Consider the following 14,946-nt stretch of genomic DNA (forward strand, 5'->3'; position numbering starts at 1 on the left):
GAAATATTTGGACTTATAAGCATCCCTATAAGTTAGCCAGGGAGCCATAGGATGGTGTTAACTCATGAGTAAAAATGTTATAAATACAGAATTAATGTTAGAGGTCTATGAAGGTAAAGACCTGGGCTTGACGTACTCGGTGGAGTACAGTGTATTTAAAGTTTGGGCACCTACTGCTTTTGCTGTATCTCTAGTTTTGTACGAAACAGATGGAAATCAACGTAACATTGGATTTGATCCGAGCTCTACAGATAGTGGGCGTATTATATATATGCAGCGTCAGAACGGCGGAGTCTGGCAGACTAAGTTATCAGGTGATTTAAAAGGGAAATATTATATGTACCGTGCTGTATTTGCTGATGGAAATGTGACGGAAGCGGTAGATCCTTATGCAACAGCCGTATCGGCAAATGGTTTAAGAACAGCAATCGTTGATTTGCGCAGGACCCATCCTGAGCATTGGGAGAAGGACGTTGCTCCTCCATTGCAGCATCCTGCAGACGCGGTTATTTACGAGCTGCATGTGCGTGACTTCTCCTCACATGAGAGCTCTGGCATGTACTATAAGGGCAGATTCAAAGCATTTACTGAATTTGGATTAAGAGATTCGGAAGGAAATGCAATAGGTATTGATCATCTGGTTGAATTGGGTATCACCCATGTACATCTGATGCCCGTGTTTGATTTCCAGACCGTAGATGAGTTAAGTGTAATAAAGCGTGGTTCGTCCATTGAACATACCGACTACAATTGGGGATATGATCCTCAGCATTATAATGTACCGGAAGGATCATATAGCACTGATCCTACCGATCCAGGTCTACGAATCCGGGAATTTAAAGAAATGGTTCAGGCTTTGCATAGTCGTGGGATTTCAGTAATTATGGATGTGGTTTACAACCACACGTATGCTGTGGAGAAGGGCCCCTTCGAGCCGCTTGTACCAGATTACTTCTATCGCCGTGACTACTTGGGGCGTTTATCTAATGGCTCGGGAGTTGGTAACGAGCTGGCTACAGAGCGTCCGATGGTACGTAAATATATTAAGGATTCGTTGTCCTACTGGGCTACGGAGTATCATATTGATGGCTTCAGATTTGATCTTATGGGTCTGATGGATAGTGTGACCATGCGTGAAATAACGGAAGAGCTTCGACTTGAGGTGAATCCTAATCTGCTGTTATATGGCGAACCTTGGACAGGTGGAGATTCTCCACTGGCAACAAAGACGCTAAAAGGTGTGCAGCGGGGGAAAGGATATGCTGTCTTCAATGATAACTTTCGTTCGGCGATCAAAGGTGATAGTGATGGATGGGGACGGGGCTTCATTACAGGGGAATACGGCAAAGAAGGGGCTATTGCAGCCGGAATCAAAGGAGCCATCCACGAATTTACAGACTCCCCAGTGGAATCGGTGAACTATGTAACAGCCCATGACAATTTGAATTTATGGGATAAGGTGCTTACCGTTCAAGGGGGATTTCAGGATGCCGTTTCACGGGCTAATCCTTACGTGAATGTAGATCTGGAGAATATTCTCTGCAATGAGACCGTGCGCCGATCCCTACTTGCAAATGGAATCATCCTGACCTCGCAAGGGATTCCATTCCTGCATGCCGGTGATGAGCTACTGCGCAGTAAATTTGGAGATCATAATAGCTATCGTAGCGGTGATACGATTAACGCGATCCGCTGGAACATGAAGAGTATGTTTAAGCCTGTATTTCAATATTATAAAGGTTTGATCGAACTGCGGCGTACACATCCGGCATTTCGTCTACATGGTCGGCAGGAAATTGAGCGTTCGCTGGAATTTCTGCGCTGTGATGGGGGGATCGTGTCGTACCTGCTTAGAAATCATGCAGGAGGCGACCTCTGGAACAATATAACAGTCATCTTTAATGCCAATAATGATCGAGTAAAGCTATCTCTTCCTGAAGCTAACAACGGTTGGAACGTGGTAGTGGATCATACCCGAGCGGGGACAGAAGCATTCCGGAAGGTCGCAGGTAGCGAGGTGGATATTGAAGGCTTGTCGATGATGGTGCTCTATGATGAATGTGGTGAGCCAGCACCGCGGTCCAAAATTATCGAAGTACACTATGAACGGCCAGATGGGAAATATCAAGGCTGGAATCTTTGGGTTTGGGATACAGGAATTCAGGACGGACAATGCGACTTTCGGTATATGGAGGATGGGCGTGCAGTTGCACGAATTGAGGTGTTGCCAGATACCGATTCTATCGGGTATATATTACGACTAAATGACTGGGAAGAGAAAGATGGGGATGGCGATCGCTTCATTGATTGTTCCAAGGATGAAGAGCTGATCAAGGTCATGGTTATAGATCGTGATCAGGAGAATGATGGAATCTCAGATGATCATCTGCAGTTAACCAGTTAAAAAAATAAAAAAGAGCTGCTTCAGGGTTAGTTGTACCCCGGAACAGCTCTTTTTGTTGATCTTATGGTTTTCCGATGATCTGGTTGGATAAACCTACATCTAAAAGCTCGTAGTAGAGATTAGCTTCATTCCCTCCATGGTCTTTGGAAAGGTACATCGCTAGATCTGCGGCACGCAAAAGTTCATTAATACTGCCTCCATGCTCAGGAAATAGGGCTACACCAATACTTGCGGAGGTGTGGAAGCTAGATCCATTGTCAATAGACCAAGATTTGTTGAATAACTTAAGCAACCGTTGTAGCATTTCATCTAACATTTCTGGAGAAGTAAATCGGTGTAGTACCACTGCGAATTCATCACCGCCAATCCGGAACGCCTGGCCTACACCTTTAACCGTTTGCAAAAGCTCTCGAGAGAGCAGCTGGAGAAATTCGTCTCCAGCCAGATGTCCTAAGGTATCGTTTAACTGCTTGAATCTATCACAATCCAGCAATGCGAGTGCAATATTCTTTCTCCGTTCCTCGGGTTGGTTGATGAGATTCTCCATGTACATTTTGAAATGAGCACGGTTGGGAATCGCGGTTAAATGATCATAGAAGGCTAGCTTATGTAATCGTTCTTCGTATTGCTTCCGTTGTGTAATTTCACGGGACACTAACATAAATTGTGCTGGGAAATTATTGCTTCCCCGAACAGGCGACACCTTCGTTTCCAGCCATACCCATTGCCCTTCAGCTCCACGCATTCGTAGCTCTGAGATACGAGGGGTTCCTTGAACGACACTCTTTAGTTTAGCCCAAGCAATTTCCGGTTCACGAATGTAGTTGGAGAGTGGATCACCCTTTTTAGGAACATAGCCGAGAATACTTGAATGTGAAGGGGAGCTATACAGTATCAACCCGTTAGGATCAGTCAAAATAATAAAGTCAGACATGGTTTCACCGATTAGCTGATAGAGTGTTTGTTCCTCTAGCATTTCATTTTTGAGCCAAATGATTTTGCGACCCAGATAAATAATAACTAGAAGCAGAATAAAGAAGACCAATGAGTATAGCGCAAAGAGTGCACTCTTTTTATCTTGGAATCCATCTGTTACTTGTAAAGCGTAGGTGTCTATCAGGTCTTCTGATTGATCTAGATGAGTTCTGACTTCATTTAACTGCATGTTCAGACTTACAGCATGATATGAAGCAGGGTCCCATCCGATCTGCATTCGTTCAGCTATCAATTTACTCCTTGTACTCTTCCATAGGACTAGGGATGTTTCGAAGGCATGGAGCTCGTTCTCTAATTCAGTAAGAATATTTGCCTGTTTCAAATCACTGTAGGGTTTATTGATAGATTTGATGTCTGAACTTGCTAGGCCTACCCGTTCTTGTGCTTGTTGATTATTGTCCTTAAATTCCTGAATGAACTGATCACGTTCAGCGTCAGTGAGGTTCGAGCTCATGGAGGAGTGGAGAGCGATTGCGGCTTGATACAGATCACGATCAGCACTCAGTATGAGCTCAGAGTTCTCAAATACATCTTCATATAAAGAATCTGACATTCTGTTAATGGTGTGATTCAGATAGAGTAAAGAAGCTACACTAATCCCAACCAGTAGAATGGAGATCGCAGCGAAAATAAAGATTAGTTTGCGTGTTACTTTGATATCGAAAAATCCAGCCACGGTCATCTTCTCCCCGCATAAGATGTTTAACAAATCTTATTGCTGCTAACCTATAACCTGCGGAACTTCCATTTGTGGCAGGCGTGTTTTATTTTCAGGCAAAGATGTTGAGAGTGATTATGTAAAAAAAAGAGGTGTTGTAACATAGTGGGAAATGAGGCATGGGAAAGATAAATTGTGTGTGGATCGCTGTTTGTAGTACAACAAGTATATAGGACGTCCTACTTATAGAGCAATCGCTTCCTCAAATAAATATCAATAATAAAAAATTTAAATGATTATGGTATGGGCCTATTGCCTTATCTATATTCAAATCCATAAATCCTATTACCCAACGCCTTCGTAAATGATACCCAGCTCAGCCCCAAAAATATGAGTTCTGTTATGTTAAAAAAGCTGCCTAGTCATAATAATGACTGTGGCAGCTGACTTGAAGTTACTATTCGTTACGTAGTGCATGAATGGGGCGAAGCCGTGCGGCTTTGTTCGCAGGCATCATTCCGAAAATCACACCGATAAGCAAGGAGAAAACAAAAGATATCAGTACCATATCCCAAGCAATGGATACTGTAAGTGAAGTGTACTTTCCTAGTAACCAACTACCTGCAACTCCAATGCCAACACCGATCACCCCACCCAATCCGCTAAGCACAATGGATTCGATCATGAATTGAGCGAGAATATCGAACTTTTTGGCGCCGATTGCTTTGCGGATACCAATTTCTCTTGTTCTTTCATTAACGGATACGATCATAATATTCATAATGCCGATCCCCCCGACAAACAGAGAAATGCCGGCAATTCCCGCAAGTGCCATTGAAAGCGTAGCTGTCGTAGAATTAACAGTTTCCAGCATCTCTTGAGAGTCAAATACACTAAAAGCATTATCTGCATAATTAAATTTAGCATCCAGTGTACTCTCTAGTTTATCTTTTACGGTAGCTACAGTGTCTGCTGAAGTCGTCGCAATTGTGATGGAACGTACGCCTTTGCTTTTTAACTGACGTTCTGCAGTAGCTATAGGGATCAATAAGATATCATCGTTGGAGCCACTTAGACTAGAGCCTTTCGCTTCCAAAAGACCGACGATTTTATAGCTGATCCCGTTTAGCTGTACCTTTTGGCCTACTGGATCATCTGTGCCGAATAAATCCTCAGCCGTACCTGTGCCGATTAGCGCTACCTTCTGCCGGTACTCCGTATCAATATCAAGCAGGAAACGTCCTGACTGCACATGAAAATCCTTAACGTCCTCATAAGAAGGAGTAATGCCCTCAACAGTTACGCTAACATTCTCAGTATTATGCTTGGCTGTAACGTTGCCACTGATCACAGGAGCTACATTTTCTATCCCCTCTATATCTCCAAGTGCCAAAGCTTCTTCATAGGTGAGGGAGGTGGTAGCCCCACGGCCAGTGATGTTTACCGTCAGTTGATTTGTTCCGAGTCCATTAAGCTGCTCCGTAATTTGAGAAGTAGTTCCCTGCCCCACAGAAACGAGGATGATAACGGATGATACACCAATAATAATACCCAGCATCGTTAAAAAAGCTCTTACTTTACTGCTGTAAATACTTTTTAGAGCCATCCGCATACTTTGAAATAATTTCACCTCGCATTCCTCCGATCTTCTACGAGGTTGCCATCTTGAATACGAATGATCCGCTTTGCTTGCTTTGCAATTTCGAGGTCATGTGTGATTAGGATGATTGTATGACCCTGCTCATTTAATTCTCGTATCATCTGCATGACCTCTTGTCCAGTTCGCGTATCAAGCGCCCCGGTAGGTTCATCTGCAAGTAGAATCGGGGGAGATCCAGCCATGGCTCGCGCAATCGCTACACGCTGCTGCTGTCCTCCTGAAAGCTCAGAAGGTCGGTGATGCATTCTCTCCTCCAAACCAACTTTAAGGAGTGCTTGCTGAGCTGTTTCTCTGCGTTCTCGATGTGAGAGGCCACGGTATATTAGCGGAAGCTCCACATTCTCGACAGCAGATAACTTGGGGAGGAGATTGAAGTTTTGAAAGATAAAGCCGATCTTCTCATTCCGGATAACTGCCAGCTTGTTGTCGGATAACTTGCGAACCTCTTGTCCGTCTAGAAGATAGCTTCCTTCATCCGATACATCCAGGCATCCGAGCATGTTCATTAGTGTTGATTTACCAGAACCGGAAGGACCTATAATCGCTACGAACTCTCCGAAGTCGATTGTAAAGGAAAGATTTTTTAGAACTGTCATAGTTTCTCCGGCCATAGTATAGCCATGGGTCATATTCTGGACTTGGATCAGCGGCGTTAAAGCACTCATCTACTGCCACCTCCGCCACCACCAGGTGCTCCGCCCGTGCCACCAGCACCACCTCCACTGAAGCCACCACCGCCACTAAAGCCGCCACCGCCGAAACCGGCGCCACCCATACCGCCCATGCCACCTTGCATTTGCATCTCAGTACTAGTTGTACCTGTTTTGGTAGAGATGACAGTAGGGATGATCACTTTGTCTCCTTCATTAAGCCCACTGACAATTTCAATACTGCTCTCATCATGGATGCCCACTTCGACGGAAACTGTTCGCTGATTACTATTTCCACGGTTTCTTGTGCCAGCTGCTCCGTTAGGCATAGTACCGCCGCGAGCATCAGGCACTCCACTAGGCATAGCGCCATCGCGAGCATCAGGAGCCCCGCTAGGCCTCGGTGCTTGGCCCTCGCTAGAGGCTTTTGAGGAATCGGTTGAACCCGCTGAACCTGCTGAACCCGCTGTTAAAGGGAGAGAAACTGTGTACTTACCATTTCTTTCTTGAACAGCTTCAATAGGTACGGTTAACACATCTTTTTTCTCAGCTGTTGTAACTGAAACTTCTGCCGACATCCCAACAAGGGCACCTTCGGAGGCGGTTAAGCCAACGGTAACATCGAAGAGGGAGACTCCGTTAGAAACGGTGCCTTCCTTAGCAATCTTAGTAACACTCCCCTTGAATTCAGTATCGGGCAGGGCATCCAATGAAATGGTAGCAGGCATCCCTATTTTCACTGTAGGAATATCAAGCTCATCCACCTGCACTATGACGCTTAAATTAGCATAATCGGTGATATCGATGAGCTCAGAGCCATCCATCGCTTTTTCACCGCTGGCTATGTTAACTGCTGTAACAGTTCCGTCAATAGGGGCGGTTAGGGGATCTGAAGGGATCATATCCTCTTGAACAGAAGCAATTTTTTCGATTTGAGAGGCGATATCCGTTTTCGCTTTTTCAATCGAACGTTTGGCACTGGCTAATTCATCCTCGGAGGCACCTGCCACGGCAAGCTTCTTATACTGCTCCTGCTTGTCCTGAAGATCCTCTTCAAGCGAGGTAAGAGAGGTTTGTTCCTGCTTGAGATTGTCGCTCAAATCATTGCCTTCGAAGGTAATTAATGTCTGACCTTTTTTTACATTGTCGCCTTCTTTGACAAGCACCTCAGCTACGGTTCCAGCGTCCTTCGTTTTCACTTTTCCTGTTTCAGTGGCCGTGACGGAGCCTGCTCCAGATACATTTACTACGATATCGCCCTTCGTAACCGTGGCTGTATTAATGGGCACTTCAGCAGCCTGACTGCTCTTATCAGGTAAAAATGTATACACCAACAATCCGGCTGTTACTACAGCTACTACTCCGATGGTCCAGAGCAACACTTTTTTCTTCTTCATTTCTTTCCTCCATAGATCATCAAATTTCTTTTAACTTAGGCCACCCCTCGCATACTAAGTGTCGGATGGATTGTTAGCACTTGAATCGGTGTTTGAAGTGGAATTGTTGTTTGAAGTCGTTGACGCTGCCTGATAAGTGACAACATAGGTCCCAGTTCCCAGCAAATTTCGATGACCTTGGAATTCGTCGTATACATTCAATCGGATCGCGCCGCCACCTAGAGTTTTGTAAAGATTGCTTGTGAATGTTGTGGTGTATGACTTGAAGTTCCCTAATGGTAGATCTGTGCCCAGTGTTAATGTCTTCTCCATCGTTTGTCCGAAGGGGTCGATTAGCTCTAGTACAAGCTTGTGCTCATAGGTACCCGATTCGTAAAGCGTGCTGCTCGACAGGTTGTAGGTTAGGACAGTGCTTAGCGTATCTTTTCCACCAGTGACGGTGGCGACTGCATTTGTAACGGATAGGGTATAAGGGAACAATTCTACATCCAAAAGATTACTTTTTGACTCCACCGCAACATTATTTAGACCCAGTGACACCGTATTGATATAACCCGTTGATTTCCCGCCAGGAGCCGTAAGTTTTCCTTCGGATACCCCTTCACCGACATAAAGAACAAGCTGAGAAGGATCTACTCCAAGTGGAAGCTTAGTCCAGACGGTAACCAGATTTTTTCCGTTAGGGCTCGTGGAAGTGGTAGACTGGTTGACCTCGGCTTCGTAATATTGATTGTCAGGCGTTTTGTAATAAGCTACGAGTTGAGCCTGCTCCGATTTACGTGTTTCCTCACTGTTCATTTCCAGTTCTGTGTACATGATATTGGAGCTCGCACCCTGATAAACCGTTGTCCGGCGCTCTAACACTTCTGCTTTTTTACTTTCAAGGTCAATTTGGAAGGAACTTAGTGCTGCAACTTCCTGAACACGGCTGTCCAACTGATTTGTACTTAAAGAAAGAAAATTAATTTTGCTTTCGCCGGAGGTTTCTTGCAGCGTTATTTTTAATTGATTGAACTGGTAGGTGTAAGGAACATTGGCCACGACATAAACGTCTGCGGATTCATTTGGCCCGAGTATGGTTTGCGTGCTTTCTGTGACAACTTGGGAAGTGCTGCTAATATCACTCTCACCAGCTTTAATGACGCTTGTAAATGCAGGAAGCTGCACAGAGGTCGATTTCGTGTTGCGAATATTGATTTTAGCTACAAGCTGATCTTTGTCTGCCCAAGGTAGCCGCTGGATGTTCTCAAGCTTGACAGCAAATGTGCCGTAACTGTTCTCCACCGCGTATTCTGTATCCTGCCAATTGTTAGTTTGGAGTGTGTAAGGAATCTGATAATAGGCTGTAGGAAAAATAATCTTACCCTCTACAGCGGGTTCAGTCATTTGCAGCTGTAGCGTTCCTTGAGCGATCGTTAGCGGAACTTCTGCACTGAGCTCAATTATTTTTTCTTCAAGGGGTTTGAGTGTAAGGTTTGCGAAAGCCTTCGTGTCCAACGGAAAGCTATATCTTTCAGCGGCTTTAACGGTAAACTCATAAGCAGGCAAAGTAATCGCCTTGTTGCCACTATTTTTTACTCGAAATTGCAGCGTCCAATTCGCGGTGCCGTTGTCGGCATAGACATTGGCGCTTTTTAACTGCGTCTCGACAGTATTATTGTTAATCGTAAGCTTCTTGATGACATTGCTGGCTACGACAAGATCTGGTGTGGTAGCAGCGGGAAGGTTATAGGTGACGATGGGCAAAGCTAATTTTAATGAGGTATCTTCTGCAGCAAACTGCAGAGTCATATTGTCTGTCTTCATATAAGAGGGAATTTCCGTCATGTAGTAGATCGTCTTTTTTTCCTGTGGCTGTACTTTGTAGTTGCTGCTCGCATCATCAAGCGTTAATTCAAATACAGATCCTCCTGCAGATGCGAGGTATCCCTTAAGTCCAGGATCACTTAGCACTTTGGTTCCTTGATTGGTTAAGCTCACACCTACTTTGGCGTATACCTTACCGTTATATTTGTAAATTTGCAGACTTTCCGTTTTGGTTGTTAGGGGCTGATTATTCAAGGTTATCTTTTTACTTTGGCCTCTAGCGACCGCTTGTGAAAAAGCAACAGGCATGGTGAAGGTCCCCAGCTTTTTTTGATAATCGGTACTGCTGAAATCCCAACCGAATACTGAAATCTTCACTCCATTTAAAGATGTGGATTTACCAACGTTTGCGTAATAGGTTACGGATTGACTGCTTTTGGAGGGGATAGATTTGATGGTTGCACTGCTGGTTACTGGGCTTCCTTGGATAACGGTTCCTCCGGCAGTAGTTACTTTAGAGAAATAGTCCACAAGATTAATGCTGCTTCCGCTCCCATTGTTATAGCTGAGGGTGTATGTAAGAATATTGCCGCCATCCTGAGTCAAAAAGCCAACATCGGTCAGCTTCACACTAAAGTTACTCTTTAAAGCTATAGAGCCGAGTTTATCCAGAGTGGATACAGTGGTGGCAGTTGCTGTTTTGGTGGATGAAGTAGTCGTTGATGCCGCGTATGCTCCATACGCTGAAGCTTGACTCAGAACTGCTGCGCTAAGTATGATCACAGCTACTTTTGTTCTTCGTGCATGCATGTAATTCCCTCCCGGTATGAAAGTCCTTGTATTATGAAGGTGATTTATGATTGAGTACAACCATGCCTTCTTAATAATGGAAATTATCAAGCTCCGCTGAACGTTAGCTGAAAAAAAGTCCTCAAAATGGCTCTGAACCTTAAAGCCAGCTTAAAGGCAGATAAAAATTGCCCTAATTATGCTTGAACTTGTCAAAACGACAGATTTTGCATATAATAAACAGACATATCTCTTGCATAAAAGAGATACCTGACAATTAGATTGAATTGTGAAATGCAGTGATGGAGAAGAGTACACAGTGCCTGACTTACAGGGAGGAGACGCCGGTGATTGAGAGCGTTTCTAGGATACAGAGCTGTCGAAGTTCACTCCGGAGCAGTTCCTTGAATTCCTTAAGATTGCCTTGTAAGGAAGCGTAGGGGAAACCGGTCACAGACCGTTATTTCTGTATAAAGTGAGATAGGTATCTGTCCAGCCAAAAGAGGGAATGAAGCTCTTAAGGGGAACAGATCAGCTTGTCTAACAAGGGTGGTACCACGGTCTTTTCGTCCCTTACCGGGAGGAAAGGCCTTTTTTTGTTGAACTAGACAATGATTGAAGGGGGCTGTACACGGCCATGAAAGAGAAGTTGGAAGCATTGAAGGTTGAGGCGCTGGCTAAGTTGCAGGAGGTTATGGATCCACAGGTTTTGAATGACCTAAGAGTGAAATATCTCGGTAAAAAAGGCGAGCTTACAGAAGTTCTACGTGGTATGGGAGGACTTAGTGCTGAGGAGCGTCCGGTTATCGGGCAAGTAGCGAATCAGGTGCGTAGTGCCATTGAGGAGATTATTGGAGCGAAGCAAGAGGCTTTTCAACAGCAAGAGACTCAGCAACGTCTGCAGGCTGAAAAAGTAGACGTAACCCTGCCAGGTCGCCGCATGCAGCAAGGGGGCGTTCACCCGCTTAGCAGAGTGGTTCAGGAAATTGAGGATATTTTCATTGGTATGGGCTACCGTGTGGCTGAAGGTCCGGAAGTGGAGACCGATTATTATAACTTTGAAGCCCTAAATCTGCCTAAAAATCACCCGGCACGCGATATGCAGGATTCCTTTTATTTAACGGATGACCTGCTTATGCGTACTCAAACGTCTCCGGTACAAATTCGTACTATGCAGGCTATGAACGGTGAAGTTCCAGTTAAAATCATTTGCCCGGGTAAAGTATTCCGCCGCGATGATGACGATGCAACGCATTCCTTCCAGTTCCATCAAATTGAAGGTTTGGTTATCGGAAGCAACATTCGGATGAGTGATCTGAAAGGTACCTTGCAGCAATTCGTACAAGAGATGTTTGGCCCGAATACAGACATTCGTCTTCGTCCGAGCTTCTTCCCATTCACCGAGCCAAGCGTTGAAGTGGATGTAAGCTGCTTCAAATGTGGCGGCGATGGCTGCAGACTGTGCAAGCAAAGCGGATGGTTAGAAATCCTTGGCGCCGGCATGGTGCATCCAAATGTTCTGAAAATGGGTGGCTATGATCCTGCTAAGTATAGCGGCTTCGCATTTGGTATGGGTGTTGAGCGGATTGCTATGCTTAAATACGGCATAGATGACATCCGTCATTTCTATAACAACGATATGAGTTTTGTAAAGCAGTTCAAGGGCGTTTAGATTTTTGGTGGGCGAGCTGGCTGGCGGGTTAGGAGTAAGTAGCAATTGGGTTACTGATCTTGCTTAATAAAAGACTATTAATAGAAGGAACGGAGAGGAATTTTGGAACTGTAGAAGCGCCAGCGTTCGCCTTTATCCTCGGATTTCTACCGCGAGAAGCGGTTCTAATCAGGAAATCTGAGGATAACAGCGATCGGAAGTCCAATATTTTTCGTAGTGACTGCTATAAATAGGACGGGTATGAAGCTTTCATCGAGTAATCCTAAATTGTACTACTCCCACAGGAAGCAGATCGAACGGCAAGTAGATAAATACATCTGAAACATAAAGGAAGTGAGCGGACATGAAAGTATCAACCGGATGGTTGGCTGATTATACATCGATTGAAGGAGTAACCGCCGAAAAGCTAGCGGAGAAGATTACCGCTGCCGGCATTGAAATTGACGGAGTAGAGCGCCGCAATAAAGGGATTTCCGGCATCGTAACCGGCTATGTGAAATCGAAAGAAAAGCATCCTGATGCGGATAAGCTGAACGTATGTATCGTGGATGCAGGTCAAGGTGAAGATCTGCAAATCGTCTGTGGCGCAAAGAATGTAGCTGCGGGACAAACCGTTCCTGTAGCTCTTGTTGGCGCTAAGCTGCCAGGGCTGGATATCAAAAAAGCGAAGCTGCGCGGGGTATTATCACAAGGGATGATCTGCTCGGCTAAAGAATTGGGACTCAATGATAAATTGCTTCCTAAAGAGCAGCAAGAAGGAATTCTTGTACTTCCTGAAGGTACAGAGATCGGTCAAGATATTTCAAAGCTGCTGGGTCTAGATGATGAAATTCTGGAATTCGATCTGACTCCGAACCGTTCAGACTGCCTAAGCATGATTGGTGCTGCTTATGAAGTGAGCGCGATTCTTGGACGCGACATTAAATTGCCTGATCCTGCGAGTGAAATGATTGAGATCAGCGGAGCAGCTGCTCAATCTATTTCCGTTAAGATTGAGAATGAAGAACATTGCAGTCATTACGCAGTTCGTTATATCTCAGGTGTAAAACCTGCAGCATCCCCGCTGTGGATTCAGAATCGTCTCATGGCGGCAGGGATTCGTCCAATTAACAACATCGTAGACATCACTAACTATGTGATGCTCGAATACGGACAGCCGCTTCATGCTTTTGATGCAGATAAAATAGAAGGTGGAGAACTCGGCGTTCGTCTTGCTCATGAAGATGAAGTCCTTACTACACTTGATGGCCAAGAACGGAAGCTTGAGCCACATATGCTCGTTATCGCTGATGGAGCTAAAGCAGTAGCTCTGGCTGGAGTAATGGGAGGTCAGGATACGGAAGTTACTGCTGAGACGGTAAATCTCGTTCTGGAATCCGCTAAGTTTGACGGAGGAACCGTTCGTAAAACCTCGCGTCAACTGGGACTTCGCTCGGAAGCATCGCTTCGTTTCGAGAAAGAAGTGGATCCAAATGCAGTAATCCCTGCATTGAATCGCGCTGCAGTACTTATTGCGCGTTATGCTGGCGGATCTGTGCATGAAGGAATTGTGCAAGCAGGAACAGTCGCAGGAGAAGAGAAGGTACTTACTTTGTCCTTGGAGAAGCTGAACCGTTATCTCGGAACAGATCTGTCCTTGCTAGAAGTGAAGACATTGTTTGGTCGTCTACATTTCAAATGCGGGGATACCGCACAAGGATTGATCGAAGTTCAGGTGCCAACTAGACGTGGCGATATCAGCTATGATGTTGACCTTATCGAAGAAATTGCTCGTCTGTACGGGTATGACAATATTCCAACGACTCTGATTGAAGGTGTTACAACGCCAGGCGCATTGACGCATAAGCAATCACTCCGCCGTGAACTGCGTCGCCTGTTGTCGCATGGCGGTTATCAGGAAGTGATGGGTTACTCCTTCATCCAGCCGAAACAAAGCAAAATGTTCCCTGAGTTATCAGAAGGCTCACAAGCGGTTAAATTGGCTATGCCAATGAGTGAAGAACGCAGTGTACTGCGTACTAGCCTTCTGCCACAACTATTGGATATTGCTAGCTATAATACCAACCGTCGTCAAAGCGATCTAGCGTTGTTTGAAATCGGCAATGTCTTCTTCACAGATGAGGAACAGTTGACTCGTCAGCCGCGTGAACTGCCGGTGCTGGGGTTGTTGCTTAGCGGTAGCCTAACCGTGAAGCAATGGAACGTTTCTGCACAGCCTGTAGATTTCTTTGATTTGAAGGGTGCGCTGGAATCAGTATTTGCTTATTTGGGTCTTACAGACAGAATTATCTACGAGGGAGATAGTCCAGAAGGGTATCATCCTGGACGTTCCGCGTCGGTATATTTAGTCGGAGATGAGGGTCGTGTGAAGATTGGAACTATGGGCCAGCTTCATCCGGAACTGCAAAGAGAGCTTGATCTAGTGGATACTTATGTAGCTGAGATTCTATTGCAGCCGCTGTATGATAACACGCAAAGCCGTCTGCAATATAATGAGCTTCCACGTTTCCCAGGTATGGAACGGGATATTGCAGTAGTTGTAGATTCAACTGTACCAGCAGGCGATCTGCTAGCTTCCATCCGTGCAAACGGAGGAACTTTGCTTCAATCCGTGCAGGTATTCGACGTGTACACTGGTGGCAAGTTAGAGAGTGGAAAGAAGAGTATTGCGATCTCACTGCTGTATCGTCACGGTGAACATACATTGACAGATGAAGAGGTTGGAGAGGTGCATGATAAGCTATTATCAGTCCTTCAACAAACTTTTGGTGCAGAATTAAGAAAATAGCAGGAATTGTGTAAAGCCGCAGCGAATCCATTTAGAAACTGAGATTCGCTGCGGCTTTTTCTGGGTAGAGTGAAATGCGGAGGATATCAGCGAGAGTCTATTGATTACAAGGGATTTTGCCAAATG

General features: G+C 45.1%; 8 protein-coding genes and 1 other annotated feature. Of the genes, 3 read left to right on the forward strand and 5 right to left on the reverse strand.

From position 1 onward, the window contains the following. Positions 1–64: 64 nt before the first annotated feature. Positions 65–2,404 carry a type I pullulanase gene (gene pulA / locus H70737_RS07860; RefSeq protein ID WP_042186160.1) on the forward strand — a complete coding sequence of 780 codons (2,340 nt, stop codon included), beginning with the start codon at positions 65–67 and terminating at the stop codon, positions 2,402–2,404. 61 nt (positions 2,405–2,465) lie between these two features. On the opposite strand, the gene H70737_RS29705 is transcribed toward pulA, so the two are convergent. The 5 genes from H70737_RS29705 to H70737_RS07885 all read right to left on the reverse strand — a co-directional run bounded on the left by H70737_RS29705 (position 2,466) and on the right by H70737_RS07885 (position 10,381). Next, positions 2,466–4,076, reverse strand: a complete 1,611-nt coding sequence (locus tag H70737_RS29705; RefSeq protein ID WP_052404203.1) for a diguanylate cyclase domain-containing protein — start codon at positions 4,074–4,076, stop codon at positions 2,466–2,468. Between the two features lie 439 nt (positions 4,077–4,515). Continuing rightward, the gene (locus H70737_RS07870; protein ID WP_156113076.1) at positions 4,516–5,688 is read right to left on the reverse strand and encodes an ABC transporter permease; all 1,173 of its coding nucleotides are present in this window, start codon (positions 5,686–5,688) and stop codon (positions 4,516–4,518) included. Beyond that, positions 5,685–6,383, reverse strand: a complete 699-nt coding sequence (locus H70737_RS07875) for an ABC transporter ATP-binding protein (protein ID WP_042186162.1) — start codon at positions 6,381–6,383, stop codon at positions 5,685–5,687. Before H70737_RS07875 ends, H70737_RS07870 begins: the two co-directional genes overlap by 4 nt. Next, a complete protein-coding gene (locus H70737_RS07880; RefSeq protein ID WP_042186164.1) occupies positions 6,380–7,765 on the reverse strand; it encodes an efflux RND transporter periplasmic adaptor subunit in 1,386 nt (461 codons plus the stop codon). Before H70737_RS07880 ends, H70737_RS07875 begins: the two co-directional genes overlap by 4 nt. A 54-nt stretch (positions 7,766–7,819) precedes the next feature. Further along, positions 7,820–10,381, reverse strand: a complete 2,562-nt coding sequence (locus tag H70737_RS07885) for a hypothetical protein (RefSeq protein ID WP_042186166.1) — start codon at positions 10,379–10,381, stop codon at positions 7,820–7,822. Between the two features lie 269 nt (positions 10,382–10,650). Further along, positions 10,651–10,937: a binding site (T-box leader), on the forward strand. 60 nt (positions 10,938–10,997) lie between these two features. Here H70737_RS07885 and pheS point away from each other — a divergent pair. Next, the gene (gene pheS / locus H70737_RS07890) at positions 10,998–12,032 is read left to right on the forward strand and encodes a phenylalanine--tRNA ligase subunit alpha (RefSeq protein ID WP_042186167.1); all 1,035 of its coding nucleotides are present in this window, start codon (positions 10,998–11,000) and stop codon (positions 12,030–12,032) included. Positions 12,033–12,375: 343 nt separating this feature from the next. Next, positions 12,376–14,820 (forward strand): phenylalanine--tRNA ligase subunit beta, encoded by a 2,445-nt coding sequence (pheT, locus tag H70737_RS07895; protein WP_042186169.1) that lies wholly within the window; start codon positions 12,376–12,378, stop codon positions 14,818–14,820. Positions 14,821–14,946 lie beyond the last annotated feature (126 nt).

It is taken from the genome of Paenibacillus sp. FSL H7-0737 (genome assembly GCF_000758545.1).
GTDB lineage: Bacteria > Bacillota > Bacilli > Paenibacillales > Paenibacillaceae > Paenibacillus_AQ.

Coding starts and splice junctions, on each gene's coding strand:
- pulA (WP_042186160.1), top strand. CDS start 65: ATGAGTAAAAATGTTATAAATACAGAATTAATGTTAGAGGTCTATGAA.
- H70737_RS07875 (WP_042186162.1), bottom strand. CDS start 6,383: ATGAGTGCTTTAACGCCGCTGATCCAAGTCCAGAATATGACCCATGGC.
- H70737_RS07880 (WP_042186164.1), bottom strand. CDS start 7,765: ATGAAGAAGAAAAAAGTGTTGCTCTGGACCATCGGAGTAGTAGCTGTA.
- H70737_RS07885 (WP_042186166.1), bottom strand. CDS start 10,381: ATGCATGCACGAAGAACAAAAGTAGCTGTGATCATACTTAGCGCAGCA.
- pheS (WP_042186167.1), top strand. CDS start 10,998: ATGAAAGAGAAGTTGGAAGCATTGAAGGTTGAGGCGCTGGCTAAGTTG.
- pheT (WP_042186169.1), top strand. CDS start 12,376: ATGAAAGTATCAACCGGATGGTTGGCTGATTATACATCGATTGAAGGA.